This window comes from Desulfitobacterium dehalogenans ATCC 51507 (assembly GCF_000243155.2).
Taxonomy (GTDB): Bacteria; Bacillota; Desulfitobacteriia; order Desulfitobacteriales; family Desulfitobacteriaceae; genus Desulfitobacterium; species Desulfitobacterium dehalogenans.
This window is the reverse complement of sequence record NC_018017.1, coordinates 1352312-1366243: the sequence shown is the minus strand read 5'-3', so window position 1 is coordinate 1366243 and position 13932 is coordinate 1352312. Positions and strand designations below refer to the sequence as shown.

General features: G+C 42.8%; 19 protein-coding genes. 4 read left to right on the top strand and 15 right to left on the bottom strand.

Going from position 1 to position 13932, the window contains the following annotated elements; translation table 11 throughout:
* The first annotated feature begins 270 nt into the window (after positions 1–270).
* Together DESDE_RS06650 and DESDE_RS06645 are read left to right on the top strand one after the other, a co-directional pair.
* Positions 271–2205: a cell wall-binding repeat-containing protein gene (locus tag DESDE_RS06650; RefSeq protein WP_014793278.1), complete on the top strand. Its 1935-nt coding sequence runs from the start codon at positions 271–273 to the stop codon at positions 2203–2205.
* A 94-nt stretch (positions 2206–2299) separates the two neighbouring features.
* Positions 2300–2419, top strand: a complete 120-nt coding sequence (locus tag DESDE_RS06645) for a DUF4023 family protein (RefSeq protein ID WP_014793277.1) — start codon at positions 2300–2302, stop codon at positions 2417–2419.
* 152 nt (positions 2420–2571) lie between these two features.
* On the opposite strand, the gene guaA is transcribed toward DESDE_RS06645, so the two are convergent.
* The 3 genes from guaA to DESDE_RS06630 all read right to left on the bottom strand — a co-directional run bounded on the left by guaA (position 2572) and on the right by DESDE_RS06630 (position 5666).
* Positions 2572–4104: a glutamine-hydrolyzing GMP synthase gene (gene guaA / locus DESDE_RS06640; RefSeq protein ID WP_014793276.1), complete on the bottom strand. Its 1533-nt coding sequence runs from the start codon at positions 4102–4104 to the stop codon at positions 2572–2574.
* Between the two features lie 116 nt (positions 4105–4220).
* Complete coding sequence (gene hpt, locus DESDE_RS06635) at positions 4221–4766, bottom strand: hypoxanthine phosphoribosyltransferase (protein WP_014793275.1); 546 nt, start codon at positions 4764–4766, stop codon at positions 4221–4223.
* Between the two features lie 234 nt (positions 4767–5000).
* Positions 5001–5666 (bottom strand): LolA family protein, encoded by a 666-nt coding sequence (locus DESDE_RS06630; RefSeq protein ID WP_014793274.1) that lies wholly within the window; start codon positions 5664–5666, stop codon positions 5001–5003.
* A gap of 191 nt (positions 5667–5857) precedes the next feature.
* Here DESDE_RS06630 and DESDE_RS06625 point away from each other — a divergent pair, with 191 nt between their 5' ends.
* Both DESDE_RS06625 and DESDE_RS06620 read left to right on the top strand, forming a co-directional pair.
* Positions 5858–6352, top strand: coding sequence for a hypothetical protein (locus tag DESDE_RS06625; protein ID WP_014793273.1), 495 nt, complete (start codon positions 5858–5860; stop codon positions 6350–6352).
* Between the two features lie 200 nt (positions 6353–6552).
* Positions 6553–6831: a hypothetical protein gene (locus DESDE_RS06620; RefSeq protein WP_014793272.1), complete on the top strand. Its 279-nt coding sequence runs from the start codon at positions 6553–6555 to the stop codon at positions 6829–6831.
* A 126-nt stretch (positions 6832–6957) separates the two neighbouring features.
* Here DESDE_RS06620 and DESDE_RS06615 read toward each other — a convergent pair whose 3' ends face one another.
* From DESDE_RS06615 to DESDE_RS06570, 12 genes are all read right to left on the bottom strand, one after another.
* Positions 6958–7497: a DUF3231 family protein gene (locus DESDE_RS06615; protein WP_014793271.1), complete on the bottom strand. Its 540-nt coding sequence runs from the start codon at positions 7495–7497 to the stop codon at positions 6958–6960.
* Positions 7498–7638: 141 nt separating this feature from the next.
* Complete coding sequence (gene ltrA / locus DESDE_RS06610) at positions 7639–9177, bottom strand: group II intron reverse transcriptase/maturase (protein ID WP_041917226.1); 1539 nt, start codon at positions 9175–9177, stop codon at positions 7639–7641.
* 658 nt (positions 9178–9835) lie between these two features.
* Entirely contained in the window at positions 9836–10066 is a 231-nt protein-coding gene (locus DESDE_RS06605; protein ID WP_014793270.1) for a hypothetical protein, read from the bottom strand.
* Positions 10067–10360: 294 nt separating this feature from the next.
* Complete coding sequence (locus DESDE_RS06600) at positions 10361–10723, bottom strand: hypothetical protein (RefSeq protein WP_014793269.1); 363 nt, start codon at positions 10721–10723, stop codon at positions 10361–10363.
* Between the two features lie 13 nt (positions 10724–10736).
* On the bottom strand, positions 10737–11447 hold the full coding sequence (locus tag DESDE_RS06595; RefSeq protein ID WP_014793268.1) for an N-acetylmuramoyl-L-alanine amidase: 711 nt from the start codon (positions 11445–11447) through the stop codon (positions 10737–10739).
* Between the two features lie 5 nt (positions 11448–11452).
* Positions 11453–11749, bottom strand: a complete 297-nt coding sequence (locus tag DESDE_RS06590; protein ID WP_014793267.1) for a hypothetical protein — start codon at positions 11747–11749, stop codon at positions 11453–11455.
* A 124-nt stretch (positions 11750–11873) separates the two neighbouring features.
* Positions 11874–12020, bottom strand: a complete 147-nt coding sequence (locus DESDE_RS22010) for a hypothetical protein (protein WP_014793266.1) — start codon at positions 12018–12020, stop codon at positions 11874–11876.
* Positions 12021–12033: 13 nt separating this feature from the next.
* Positions 12034–12315 (bottom strand): hypothetical protein, encoded by a 282-nt coding sequence (locus DESDE_RS06585; protein ID WP_014793265.1) that lies wholly within the window; start codon positions 12313–12315, stop codon positions 12034–12036.
* 13 nt (positions 12316–12328) lie between these two features.
* A complete protein-coding gene (locus DESDE_RS22715; RefSeq protein WP_282433508.1) occupies positions 12329–12916 on the bottom strand; it encodes a hypothetical protein in 588 nt (195 codons plus the stop codon).
* A 222-nt stretch (positions 12917–13138) separates the two neighbouring features.
* Positions 13139–13324, bottom strand: coding sequence for a hypothetical protein (locus tag DESDE_RS06575; protein WP_014793263.1), 186 nt, complete (start codon positions 13322–13324; stop codon positions 13139–13141).
* 56 nt (positions 13325–13380) lie between these two features.
* On the bottom strand, positions 13381–13512 hold the full coding sequence (locus DESDE_RS22710) for a hypothetical protein (RefSeq protein WP_014793262.1): 132 nt from the start codon (positions 13510–13512) through the stop codon (positions 13381–13383).
* Positions 13512–13925, bottom strand: a complete 414-nt coding sequence (locus DESDE_RS06570; protein WP_014793261.1) for a hypothetical protein — start codon at positions 13923–13925, stop codon at positions 13512–13514. Before DESDE_RS06570 ends, DESDE_RS22710 begins: the two co-directional genes overlap by 1 nt.
* Positions 13926–13932: the final 7 nt, after the last annotated feature.

Sequence of the window (13932 nt, the reverse complement as noted above, 5' to 3'; positions counted from 1 at the left end):
ATAATTGTACCGTTTCTTAATTCAACGGTCAACACTTTTTCGAACATTTTATTTGTTTTGAGTTAAATCGTTCGGCTTTTGCAACTAGAATCTCTGCGTCCTTCCAAAGGCACTGTCAATAAATTCGTTTTTTACACAAGTTCTCCTTAAAATCACTCCCCCCCAAAATAACGCTGTATATTCTTATATAAAAAACCTCTAAGATTCTATATAAGAAAAAGGATTTTGGAAGTTTATTGTGAATATATTAACTATGGAGAGGTGATTCACTTGAAACAAGAAAAACGAACTTTACTCATTTCAATTCTCATGGTCTTTTTCACTTTTCTGGGAGGAAATAACCTTGAAGCAAGTACATTCGCTCCCCAGGATACTCCGGAATCTCCCCTCCTAACCTATAAGGGAGCCAATGGTGTGGAAATTCGCAGCTATGTGCCGGGTTATGACCTAGACAAGCTCGAAGAAATATATAATGAGTTCGCGAAGAATACCATAGGTGAGGAAATCACCTATTTATCTCATATCAATCTCTACCCAGATTATCCCAGAGGAACTGATACTGTAGGTATGTGGTATGGGGAATGGTTTAGAGACCAACTCGCTCCAGGGCGCTATATTGACCTCTTTGGAGTGGGAGACGATAACCCCTATGTCTTAAACACCCTTTCCCATGAATACGGCCACCATTTTCTCTATTATTATCTGAATAAAAAAGAAGGTATAACCACTAATTACCTTGATTCTCACTATGCAAAAATCCGCAATCTCACTTATTATGCAGAAGTCAATAACGGTGATCACTGCTGGTCGGTCTTGGAAATTGCTGCTGAAGACTACGTACAGCTTTTTGGCAGCCCAGATTTAATTCGGATCCGCTCCTATCAGTATACCCCCCAAGAAAATACCCATATCCCCTTAGCCTGGGAAGTTCCCGGGCTCTATGATTATTTTGTTAATCTTTCAGGGCTAAAAGGCAAAAAGGACCAGGAGGCTCCAAGTAAACCCTTGCTCCAATTAACCGAAGTAACGCCCAGTGGGCTCTTTTTCCAATGGGAAGAATCCATGGATGACTCCTGTGGGCCTCTCACCTATTCTGTGGTAGGCGTAACTCAACCTACTAAAGACTCTACCGTCAAATACCTGATGAATATTACTAAGGAAAACAATCAATATAAATCCTCCCTCAGCAGAAAACAATTAAGGGAGGATCGTGTTGAGGACATCTTAGTTAAACTTATTGTCATGGACCAAAGCGGCAATGCCGTGTCCAGTAACATCCAGATTGATTTGAACCATCCCGAAAATTACTTTTCTTATGTGTTCCCCGGTCAAAGAATCTGTGGAATCGATCGCTATAGAACCTCCGTCGCTATATCCCAAGAAACCTTTCCTCAGGGCTCCGCTTGTGCCATCCTTGTGACCGGTGAAAATTTCCCGGATGCTCTCTCCGCTGCTCCCCTAGCCCAAAAATATAATGCGCCCATTCTCTTGACCTCCTCCAAAACCCTTGACCTCTATACCAAAGCTGAGATCAAGCGTTTAGGAGCTAAAAACATCATCATTATCGGTGGGACCGGGGCGGTTTCCCAAGGGATCGAAGAATCCCTAAAAAGTAAAGGAATCTCTGTCCGCAGAATCGAGGGTACTTCCCGTTATGAAACCTCCTTAGCCATTGCTAAGGAACTGGGCAATTTCAAGGAGTTCTTCGTCTGTACCGGTGAAAACTTTCCTGACGCTTTATCTGCAGCTGCAGTGGCTGCTAGCGAAGGCATGCCAGTTCTGCTCACACCGTCCAATAAATTACCAGAAAGGTTTTTAGAGTTTATCGAAGACCATGACCCAACCCAACCTTATGTGGTGGGGGGAACAGGGGTTATTAGCAATCATGTTTTCAACCAACTCCCTCGTGCCAAACGTTTATCCGGAAATGACCGTTACGAAACCAACCTGGCCATCCTTGAGGAGTTCAGTTTGTCTTTTACCGGTAATACTGCCTACCTGGCCACCGGAACCAATTATCCTGATGCCCTCTCCGGTTCTGTTCTAGCCGCTCAGATGAAATCTCCGATTCTCTTAGCGGGCACTAACCTGACTAATGAAGCCAAGTCTTATTTGTCTTCAAAGGGGTTAAATGACCAAAATGTACAAATCATCGGTGGGAGTGGAGTTGTTAGTGATAGCCTGTTAAAAAAGATCATTGAATAATTACATGCCAAAACTTTACTTAATTCGTCCTAAGCATGTTTTAAGAGATTCATGGTTAAAGTAATTAATGATTACATATAGAGGAGGTCTAACCATGAACTTCGTCGATAAATTTAACGAAGACAAAAAGAAGGCAGAAGAAAACCAAAAGCATCAAGGTAAGGGCAATCCTGACCGGAAGTTACCTAATAAGCAGCATAGCACAAACAAGTAGTAATTTTTCTAAGATAACACCTTAAGTCTGAAAGCTGGTAGACAAGGAAGCGGTTATGAATCACAAATGCCTGTGAAATCATAACCGCTTTTCAATAACCAATTTGATCAATCACGCTACTTCATGTGAATCGTAATTTAGCCAGAACTCATTTATTCCCACTCAATGGTTCCAGGAGGCTTCGAGGTAATATCATACACGACCCTATTGACACCTTTTACTTCATTAACAATGCGGGTGGAGATCTTCTCCATCAGTTCATAGGGAAGTCTTGCCCAATCCGCTGTCATAGCATCCTCACTGGTGACAGCACGAACAACGATGGGATAGGCGTAGGTCCGACCATCTCCCATGACTCCAACACTTTTTATGGTAGGAAGAACGGCGAAAGATTGCCATATCTCTTTATAAAGCCCCGCATTGCGGACTTCTTCCACGATGATGGCATCAGCTTCCCGAAGGATGTCCAGTTTTTCTTCCGTAACTTCGCCGATAATGCGAATCGCCAGTCCCGGTCCGGGGAAAGGCTGCCGCCAGACGATCTCATCAGGGATTCCTAACTCAGTACCTACTTCACGAACTTCGTCCTTAAAAAGCATATCCAAAGGCTCAATCAGCTCAAACTGCATATCTTCAGGGAGTCCGCCTACATTATGATGACTCTTAATGGTCTCTGCTGTATCTGTACCGCTCTCCACGATATCTGGATAAAGGGTACCTTGGACTAAGAAATCGATCTGCCCTAATTTGCGAGCCTCATCTTCAAAAAGACGAATGAACTCATTCCCGATACCGATCCTTTTGGTCTCAGGGTCGGACACCCCACCGATCTTGGCCATGAAACGTTCCCGAGCATTCACAAAAATTAAATTAAGATGGAATTGCTCGGTAAAAATTTTCTTGACCTGTTCCGGTTCATTCTTACGCATAAATCCATGATCCACAAAAACGCAGGTCAGTTGGTCGCCGATAGCTTTGTGAACGAGAACAGCCGCTACAGAAGAGTCTACACCCCCACTGAGAGCGCAGAGAACTTGCCGGTCCCCTACTTTCTCCCGGATGGCTTTGACTTGGGCGTCGATAAAGGACTCCATGGTCCAATTTCCATGGCATCCGCAAATATCAAATAAGAAGTGCTCAAGCATAGCTTGCCCATCTGGGGTATGCTTGACTTCCGGATGGAACTGAACTCCATAAAAATGGCGTTTTTCATCCATCATCGCAGCTACTGGAGTATGGTCTGTATGAGCAGCGATAACGAAACCTTCAGGAAGCTTGGTTACCGAGTCCCCGTGGCTCATCCAGCATTGAAGTTCCCCTCCCAGGCCTTTCCAGAGGTCCTTGGCTTGGTCCACATGGAGCATAGCTTTACCGTATTCCCGAACCTCGGGATGGAGAACCTTTCCTCCCAGTTGAACAGCCATCAACTGCATGCCATAACAAATACCGAAGATGGGAATGCCTAGTTCATAGATTCTTTCGTCCACCTTAGGTGCCCCTTCTTGGTTGACGCTGGCAGGCCCACCGGAAAAAATGATTCCTTTGGGGTTTCTCGCCTTAATCTCCTCCACAGGTGTCTTATATGATATCATCTCTGAGTACACATGAGCTTCTCTGACACGCCGAGCAATCAACTGATTATATTGGCCACCAAAATCCAGAACCAACACGAGTTCTTGAGCCATCCTTGTACCTCCGTCCTTTTTATCAGAATTCATCAAAGTAATGTTAAGAAGTATGCTTAAAAGAGCTCGGCAAATCTACCGAAGCTCTATTTTTGTCCATGCTCCAACTTCGTCCTTTAGCCTTCAGAGCTATAAGCTTCCGGCTTAAGAACACCAACATAGGGCAAGTTGCGATACTGCTCATCAAAATCAAGCCCATACCCTACCACGAATTCATCTGGAATCGTAAAACCATTATAATCCGGCACTACTTCAGCCTTGCGGCGCTCCGGCTTGTCCAGCAAAGTAACCACCTTAATACTGAGAGGATTCCGTGCAGCTAAATTCTCTTTTAAGTACTTCAAAGTCAGCCCTGTATCAATGATGTCTTCAACAATCAATATATGATGATCCTCTACACTGCGTTCCAAATCCTTAAGAATCCTTACCACACCGGAAGAGTGCGTAGAAGCACCGTAGCTGGAAACAGCCATAAAGTCATATTTCAAAGGAATTTTAATCTCCCGGATCAAATCCGCCATGAAGGGGACTGCTCCTTTGAGAATCGCTAGAACTAATAAATTTTCACCTTTATAATCACGGGTGATTTCTTCACCCAGCTCTACAACTCGTCTTTGAATTTCTTCACAGCTGAGCAATACCTTGCCAATTTTTTCCTCCACCCAATCACACCTCCACAAACTAAAAAAACTCATTCTAGAAATAAAATTATAACAGAGGCATTACATCGAGTCAAACGAAAAGCGAACGATTTGTAGAGTTTAAACACCAAGGTACGGATAGGATAAGATAGAACAAACAAAGCTAAGAGGCGTTCCAAAATTCTTCTTGGAAGCCTCTTTTATCAGCACAAGTTTGACCTTTCTAAGTTTAATTTCTAAAGAAAATGTTTCCTGTTAATTACTAATGGGTACAGAAATATTCATTGTTTCACCGTAATCTTTAAAATCCATCGCTAAGGACATCATCTGACCATCGGTCTTGCTCTTAGCTTCGATAATGACTCGGTGAATCAATTTATCTTTTTTACCAATGAACATAATATAGGCGAAATCGGTCCAACCATTTTCCATGATCTGATTTTGAATCGTAGGGTTAAATTTCAATACCCAAGTATTTACCTTATCCAGCTTCTCTTGTCCTTGAAGCATCACCTCACCATACTCTTTAAATTGCAGAGATGATAATGGATTGAGCTCCGCCAGAAAGACTTCATGGGCAGCTGGGACACTGGGATACCGAATCCACCTTTTAGTGAATGGGTCTTGCATATAGAGACCTTCGCCGGTAAGAATCATTTCCGTTTTTGTGCCCACAATCTCCCCTGAGATTCGAGTGTTCCCACCGTCCTTTTCTCCTAAAATCTGATTGAGTATGCGATCCTTTCCTTCTACCGTTTGATGTTGGATCATAGTGTAGCGAAAAGAGGTCGCTTGAGTCAATTCTTCTAGGCCGTGTGTAAGCAACTCTGTGGGGTTGGGTTTCCATAAAAGTTTCCCCGCAATTCCCCCTAGCAACACGGTACTGATTAAGATGAGTAACAGTATGCCTCTTTTCTTCATATGCCGGCCCCCCTGGCGGAGTTCTTATCACACTTTATGTGTTTTCAGGTTGCCCTATTCCATGGTAAATTTTACTCTTTTAGTATCTTCCTATGCTTTTAGATGGAATCGGGTCGTAACAACGAACTGTCTTTGGACATATCATGTATCAGCAAAAATTGTCATAAACCGGAAAAGGAGGCTCAATTACCATGCTATTCGGTAAAAATAATGTCGCTAATCCGCCGCCATTGTTCGATTCCTTTCCCCTGGGCACACGCCTGCAAATCGGTGTGGATGCCGGTTATTGGATCGGCGACCTTGCAGGTATTCGAAATAATTCAGTTATCATAAACAAGGCCCAACTTTTTGATAATTCAGGATCTCCCATTGAAGAATTACGTTCTACAGCACAAATCCCCCTCAAGCTCATCTCCTTTGTCAGCGAGGCTCCGGAAAATATACTAGCAAAATTCCACAGCAAAGAAATAGGTAATATTAGCGTCAAAGAGCAACGCAAACAGTTCTTCACCAAAATGGGCATAATAAAAAGTCTGGATAAATCCGCGGATAAACTCGCTGATTTTATAATAAGAATTAATGAATCCGCTCAATTACTTTTTAATAATGTCTTCGGTTCGAATTCTTCAAATCTTATGCAAAATGCAGAGAATGAAAATGACAGCAATAATAACACTCACGACTAATCAACAGTCGAAGGGCTCATATGCAAAAAACAGGAAGGTTTGAAAATCACCTTCCTGTTTCTCTTAAATCTTTTATCTCTGATGAAGTAACCCTTGTCAATCATGTACATATATTAAAGAGAGGAATAGCATAAATCTCACCCTACTTCTCATCTTATGAAGCCACAGTGATGTGGTAAGAAATGAAAGGGGATCGATATATGTTATTCGGTCAGAATAATATGCTCATTACAGCTTTATTCAAGTGCTTTGCCCTGGAAACAAAGTTGGAAGTGGGAGTCGGAACTCGCTATTGGGTCGGTAACTTCGCAGGATTATGCGATGGGGTTGTTATTCTAAGAGAAGCCCAGTTTCGTTCCAATTCATGCAGTCCAATTATCGGGACTAGACGAACTGTTCGAATTCCCATCGGACAAATTAATTTTGTCAGTCAAGGAGGCTGCCAGAAATGGCCGTGGCTGTGTAAAGAGAAAAAATAATTCACTCTATATCTCTTGACGTTTTAAAAGATTGGAGCACACTATGTGATCCAATCCTTTTTTGTCAGAAGGGAGCTGATGATCACGAAGAATCCGTAATTCATCAACTCCCCTTTATCTGGTTTTTTAATGTGTGATTTTAGCAACGTGAGGCAGCCAGCCGCGATTAATCATCAACTGCAGGAGGCGGTAGTTCCAATCCAGGCTTTCATCCAGGAATCTGCGGAACATAACTCCAATATGCAATTGGTAGGAGCTGTGCAGAGCTGCTAGGATATTAATCTGAGCGGCTTTGGCCATGGTTCCGATGGCAGCCGCAATTTCCATATCCGTCATTCGAGCATCTTCAGGAATATTCAAATTCTCCTTATGCATTTTATGATTGGTGAAGTGGAATTGGGGAACCTGGGCATTGCTTTCTTTCAAAAGTCCTTCGCACTCTTCAATTAAAGGGCGTGTAAGCTTTTCCATAGCTTCTTCGATGCGTTCTTTCAGTTCAGAATCCTGAGCATGGTTATACATAATCTCTAGAGTACATAAATTATGTCGTCCCTGAGAGATTATACCGTAAATACCCCCACCCTCGAGATAGTTTACAGGCTCCCGGTCGACAATACCCTGCACTGTCGCACGAGTAGCAGATTGAACTTTATCCATTATGGTCATAGGACTCCCTCCTTGAAATGACTTTACATAGCTATTAATGTACAGATTTGGAGTATTTATTCTTTGTATAAGATATTTGCTTACTTTTGCCACAAAATCTTACAATCGACTAAAGAAAAGGGATTACTCCCTTTCCCTCGTCTAAGAACCGTACGTGAGAGTTTCCCGCTCATACGGCTCAAGCATTTCTTCGCCATTTCTGGCGGCAAATAGTGACGTTAGTTTCGTTTTTCTCTTCATGAAGTACTCACTGTCTATAAAAGGATTTTGAGAAATCTTCAACTTAGGGTGGCGGATGATATCTATCCTTCTTAAATTGATAAGGCTGTATTCATCCGTCATGAACAACCATCTCTTCCCATTCTTTTCATGCCAATATTTATTGAGTCTCCACCATTTATTTTTGTTGGGGTGCCGGTGTTTTGCCCATTGTTGCAGAAGGAGATAGAGTGTGTTATTGATGTAAGAAAAGGCTCGGCTTGCCACAACGTGTCTATGATAGTTGGTCCATCCTCGGATAACTTGATTAAGTCTTCGGATTAATTCCGATTGACTGCTTGCTTTTCCTTCTTTCAAAATGATTGTAGCACATTTCTTTGTCAGGGCTTTGATGGAATTCTTTGATGGTTTAACAATCAATTTTCCTTTGAACTTTCGAAATGTCCAGCCAAGAAAGTTAAAACCGTCGTCTATATGCGTGATCATGGTCTTCTCTTCCGATAGGGTGAGTCCCCGGACTTTAAGAAATTGGCTTACCATCTCTTTGAGTTCTTCCGCTATTTCTTTGGTGTTTGCAGTGATGATAAAGTCATCTGCATATCGCACTAGATTGACTTTTGTCTTTGCGCGATAGTGATTTTCTATGTTGCCCTTGGAATTTCGATGGTATTTGTCTTGAATCAGTTGTTCAAGACCATCTAATGTCATGTTGGCATATAGACTTGAGATGGCCCCTCCTTGGGGTGAACCTGTGTTGGTAGGAAATAGGTTGCCCTTGTATATGAACCCTGATCCTAGAAATTGCTTCATGACCCTTAGGTCCATCGGAATATTCTGTTGCAACCAGCTATGGTTGATGTTGTCAAAGCACCCTTTGATGTCTCCTTCTAATATCCATGTCGGAGAACATTGCCTGGCTAGTACACAAAATATCTGTTCACAGGCATCTTTAGCACTTCTCCCTTTGCGAAAACCAAAGGATATGGAGTCTCCTGTGGTTTCAGCTATAGGTTCGAGTGCCAGAGCGTAGAGTGTCTGCATAGCTCTGTCATACATAGTAGGGATTCCCAAGGGTCGTTTCTTGTTTTTGCCTTTCTTTTCAATAAACACTCGCCTAAGGGGTTTTGCTTTGTAGTGTTTGTCTGTAAGGGCCAATACAGCCTTCATCTTTGACGCTGCGGTTGACCAGAGTTTTTTGTCTACCCCAGAGGTGTTTTTCCCCTTATTTGATGTGACTTTTTTGACTGCATAGGCTTTGGCATAAAATGAGTGGGTGAGTAGATACTGTAAGCGTTTGACCTTGTTCTTGTCACCCTGCACTGTTGCCTTGGCAATTCTGGTTTGTAGCCTATTAACTTCATTTTGCACCTGTACCCAATCAATGGATTCCCATTGACGAGCAAGTGTGTTTCTGTCTTTTAGTCTCTCGGTTTTATCCGTCGTTGAATTACTAAAATTCATAAGTTACCATCCGTTCCTGCCAAGAAATACCACAGGATAAGTCAGCACCCTTTCAGGTTAGGGCAAAGTTTGAACCCCTATCTTCTTTCGTTACAAAAGGAGCGTTTGCTTTTTATCCTTTTCTTCTGCCCTCTATGCCGTTTCTTTTCCTTGCGGTTGGATACCTCATTGTCGTGAGGAGCATGTAGGGTTTACCAAGTTCCGCATGATACATAATTGTGAAAGCCTTAGGAGCCACCTTTGAACCGGGAGTGCTTTATCCATTCGCATTGGTTTGCCAGTTCGCCGTTGCTCGACTCCTTACCTTTTGGTCGAAGCGTTTCAGCCTATTTCGCTTCCTCCAGCGTAACGATTCCTACAGTGATTCACTTTACGTTCTCCATAGCTTTCTTACTCTAGCAGTTATCCCAGATTTAGGCTTCTTGGACTTCCACATTGTCTTGTGAGCTTTCTAACCCAGACGTTACTATCCACGCTAGTCACAATAGAGTTACCCCGAATGGATGGGGTAGCCTTTCGGCAATATATCAAGCGACTTCTTGTCGCACCTGGTAACCCTAATCATTATGCAAACTCCACCAAAGCCCATATTCAAAGAGAAAAAGACCTCACAAGAAGTTCTTTCTGAACTTTCGTGAGGTCTGGCTTTTATGTTTAATTATATATCAGTTATCCTTATGTTATCCCGAAGCTCACGCACTGTTAACTCATTAAGCGTTTTAAACTCATCAAGTCCTTTTCTCATTTGCTCACACGCATCTACAAAGCCGTCGTAATTAACGCTTTTATTTTCTCCATACAGCTGCTTAGTTCTTTCATTAAACACGAGCAAGCAATTTTCCAGACGTGTATATATTTTATCGTAGTAATAAACCTCTAATTCTTTCATAATGAATTACCTCGCTTATACAGTCGTTTCCTGTTGCCTTCATTGGCATAAATATGTATAATTCAGTTGGGTATTACCCTATAGGGTAATTCTATAGGAAGCCAAGTGCTCTGGGGAGGGTAATTGGCTTCTTATTTATTTTTCTTTGGTGATTTCTAGTTTGTTCTTTCCATATCACACCCCCTCAAGAACATATATTTCCTTTACATTAGAACATATGTTCCTTTATTGTTCAAGGGGTAATTTGTCGAATGCCTTTTATTCTATTGGATAAGCGAGAGAGGGCTTTGTTAGTTATTCAGGATCAGTTTCCTTACGGTCCTTAACTCGTGCCTGGATGGGCTTTTCGTCTAGGTTCAAAAAATAATCTTTTGCTTCCTCATATAATTTATTGGCTAGCTCAACAAACATCTTATTGGTAATAACTATCTTTACATACTTCGGCAGCAGTTGATAACCTCGCTCTACCACGAAGCCGAACTTTTCCTCACCAGTCTGCAGCGCATACTCTTCAGCTTGCTTCTCCAACCTCAGCATCAGTGAAAGCAAAATCTTCCCCGCTTTTGCCCTTCCCTGACTAAGCAAATAAATAATAAAAGCTGCCACAACAAGTAGCAGCCCCCAAACATTCTGGACATAACCTAAGGCAGTTTCCATGGTTGATCCCCCTTTATAACCCTAATTTCGCAGTCTCTACCCGATCACTCCCGGCATAGTAGTAATTCCCATTGCTGTTTGCCCCCTGTACCCCAATCCAGTGCTTATTCTCGGCTTGGATTTTATCTGCAAAGGCCTTATGGACCATCGGGCACTTTAGCTTAAAGCTGAGCAAAAGCGCAGCTCCTACATCCCCATCGGCATAGATTACGAGGTTATCCACTTCATGATCTCCCTTCAAATCAGCAAATAACTTAGCCCAGGGAAACTTAGTCCCTGGGCAGTTTGGTCTGTTTATACTGTCAATTCTGTAATGACCTATAATATGGTCACTGTCTATCTTTATTGCTGGATATTTAGCCAGCAACTCCCGATGGAACCATAATGTGGACTGATACTGAGCTTCTGTCAGCCCGTCCCCAGGCCTTCCTTCGTGCTCAATGCCGATGGTGTAGAAATTAGGGTTCGTTCCGTCATACAGGCTCCAATTCGGTTGGTTCACTATGCCGGCATGCCAGGCTGTGTTCTTATCTTCGACCAACTGCAATATGCGACCGTTTCTTAAGACCAGGTAATGTGCACTTGCTTGGGATTCAGGATTCTGCAACCAGCTTAAGCAGCTTGGATAATAGCCGGCAGTAATATGGTCCACAATGGCTAACGGCTTACGACCATTGCGCCCGGATCTAAAGTTCGGTGTGCCTACCCATTCAATTTGTGGCATTTTACTTACTCTTCTTTCTGCTCGATGCGGTCAATCCTCTTGTGAGCCTGTTTAGATGACTCTTCAACTCGAGTAAGGCGTTCGCCCATGACATCCATGCGCTGCCCTTGTGCCCGCTGCTCTATCCGGATATCGTCTACCCCGCGTTTTAAATATTCCATGTCCATCCGGATTACTGTATCTATTTCTGCATCTTTTCTGACTTCGTTTTTAGCTTCCTTTGCCCTTGCCGACCAACCTAAGATGATTCCGGACAAAGTTGCTACAATCCCAATTAGGGCTGTGATAACTGTAAAGTCCAAAGGCTATCACCTCTTTCAAGCTTGTACATTATATGAATTACACGTCACTATTGTGATTGACCTATTTTGGAGCATAAAAAATACGCCCTATGTGGCGTTCTTGGTGTTGCGCATTTTGGGTCTATTACGCAGCATCCATCAAGCTTTTTAGCTCTGTGTACTCTTCTGGCTTAATCCTATTGGCCAGCAGATATACGTCCAATTTCATCAACATAGATTGATATTCGTAATTTCCAGACTCAATGACCTGTTTGCAAAGTTTATAGATCATAAATCAACACTCCTTATAAATTTGATATCTCTGCTAAACAGACAAGGTATTCAGTGTTTAACAGGGTTTGTGCTTGCATTTCTTCTAATGATGGTAAAGGTTCAGGGAGAGGCTCCTGTTCGGGTGGAGGGGAAAAAGTATCGGTGGCCTCATTATACAACCAGCCCTCTTTGGGTTGGTGGTCAAGGTTTGTTATGTCTTTCAACACTACCCCAGGAGCGTCAGCAAATTCAGGCATGGAGTCAGCTTCGAATATCCACCAGGCTACTTCGTTAATTATTTGACAAAGTTTCATGTCATCCCCTCCCTTACACATACCATGATATGATCATAATACCTGGATTTCCAACAAGCCCTTGAGCTCCAGGTTGTCCGGGGTTTGATCCTCCACCGTAACCTGCTCCGCCTCCACCGCCTCCTCCGCCACCACCAATACTTACAGCAAGATTAGCTCCTGCGGTTACCCGAAGGGGAAACTCAAATACAGCTGCGCCAGTTGCTCCACTACCCCCGCCACCACCGTTGTGGCCGCCCAATCCTCCTTTTCCACCTGCGCCTCCATTACCTATACCGCACCATCCGACTTTTGCTCCTGCACCATTACCACCATTAACCCCGTCATTCCCTACATATCCTGGCCAACTAAAATTATCATACATGCTGACCACCGATGCTATTGGCCCACCAGGCCCCCCAGTACCAAGCTTATTGGCATCGTCATCACCTCTACCGCCATACCGACCACCAGACCCGCCCGGTATGGATAGCAGAGATCCAAGTGAGGTCGCACCCCCAGTACCACCACTAACCCCATCGTATGCGGAGTAGCCACCACTGCCACCACCACCTCCACCACCTCCACCACCGCCCCCACTTACAGCAGTAACATAAATCATACTAACTCCCGCAGGCACGGTGAAAGTTCCGTTAGCCGTAAATATCTGATACTTTCTTCCTCCGCTTGATTCTATGGTTGTTTTTAAGTCTTTTAACTTTGCATGTATACTTCCTGATGCACTTGCACTATCGGCATTACTACCAACATTGGTTTTTACAGTATCTGTATTTGTTTTAACAGAATCAAGTGTAGGTTTGTCAGCTATGTAAATCTCCGCCACTTAGACCACCTCCTCATAGACTAGTACCGCTACACCATTCACGGCTTTCATACCCCATTTAAAGGTTTTTCCAGTGCTTGTGTCAGTGAATCGATGTGGCGTACTTTCCGCCTCATGCGCAGCAAAATTATCTATTTTTTGTAATAATAATGGATGCAATTCTTCTTTCGTAATTTTTCCGGCCATTATTTCACCTTCCTTATAAAGTAAATCATTCCTCTTTATGTCGCATTATGGGTCTATTATGCAGCAAGCTCTGTCTCGATTTCCTGTCTTTTCTCCGCTCCAAACTTGTCCTCGATCATTTGTAAAGTGATTGCCCTATCCTGCCCTTGCTTTTCTTTGAGTAGTACATAATTAGCCCAAAAACTCATTATAAAGCACCTCCTAGTAGTGCATGGCCGAGTTGCAAGGTGAGTTCGTCAATCAAAGACTGCTGATTAGAGATTGTAGTTTCCATCTGCGACACCTGACTTCTTAAACTTGTATTCTCTGACTCCAATTGCTCCACCTTTATAGAAAGTGGTTGTTCAAAAATTGGATAGTTAAAGATTAAACTACCCGTCTCTAAATCCACTTTCCAAGAATTTGCAGTTAAAAAATCACTTTGGTATTGTCCATACTCTAACTGCATAACTCCTATTGCTTCTGGACTATATGCTTGCAAAGCATCGTACATAGCAAAGTCTTGTTCTTTGGTTGTGTTAATACCGTTTAGTTTTTCAAGTGTGGTTAAAACCACATCACCAATGGTTAATTCGTAATATATTTTTCTTCCTATTTGCATTTTGTAA

Bases quoted from the DNA above. Each gene is read 5' to 3' on its own strand.
- DESDE_RS06645 (WP_014793277.1), top strand. From the start codon at position 2,300: ATGAACTTCGTCGATAAATTTAACGAAGACAAAAAGAAGGCAGAAGAA.
- guaA (WP_014793276.1), bottom strand. From the start codon at position 4,104: ATGGCTCAAGAACTCGTGTTGGTTCTGGATTTTGGTGGCCAATATAAT.
- DESDE_RS06630 (WP_014793274.1), bottom strand. From the start codon at position 5,666: ATGAAGAAAAGAGGCATACTGTTACTCATCTTAATCAGTACCGTGTTG.
- DESDE_RS06625 (WP_014793273.1), top strand. From the start codon at position 5,858: ATGCTATTCGGTAAAAATAATGTCGCTAATCCGCCGCCATTGTTCGAT.
- DESDE_RS06620 (WP_014793272.1), top strand. From the start codon at position 6,553: ATGTTATTCGGTCAGAATAATATGCTCATTACAGCTTTATTCAAGTGC.
- DESDE_RS06615 (WP_014793271.1), bottom strand. From the start codon at position 7,497: ATGACCATAATGGATAAAGTTCAATCTGCTACTCGTGCGACAGTGCAG.
- ltrA (WP_041917226.1), bottom strand. From the start codon at position 9,177: ATGAATTTTAGTAATTCAACGACGGATAAAACCGAGAGACTAAAAGAC.
- DESDE_RS06605 (WP_014793270.1), bottom strand. From the start codon at position 10,066: ATGAAAGAATTAGAGGTTTATTACTACGATAAAATATATACACGTCTG.
- DESDE_RS06600 (WP_014793269.1), bottom strand. From the start codon at position 10,723: ATGGAAACTGCCTTAGGTTATGTCCAGAATGTTTGGGGGCTGCTACTT.
- DESDE_RS06595 (WP_014793268.1), bottom strand. From the start codon at position 11,447: ATGCCACAAATTGAATGGGTAGGCACACCGAACTTTAGATCCGGGCGC.
- DESDE_RS22010 (WP_014793266.1), bottom strand. From the start codon at position 12,020: ATGATCTATAAACTTTGCAAACAGGTCATTGAGTCTGGAAATTACGAA.
- DESDE_RS06585 (WP_014793265.1), bottom strand. From the start codon at position 12,315: ATGAAACTTTGTCAAATAATTAACGAAGTAGCCTGGTGGATATTCGAA.
- DESDE_RS22715 (WP_282433508.1), bottom strand. From the start codon at position 12,916: ATGATTTATGTTACTGCTGTAAGTGGGGGCGGTGGTGGAGGTGGTGGA.
- DESDE_RS06575 (WP_014793263.1), bottom strand. From the start codon at position 13,324: ATGGCCGGAAAAATTACGAAAGAAGAATTGCATCCATTATTATTACAA.
- DESDE_RS22710 (WP_014793262.1), bottom strand. From the start codon at position 13,512: ATGAGTTTTTGGGCTAATTATGTACTACTCAAAGAAAAGCAAGGGCAG.
- DESDE_RS06570 (WP_014793261.1), bottom strand. From the start codon at position 13,925: ATGCAAATAGGAAGAAAAATATATTACGAATTAACCATTGGTGATGTG.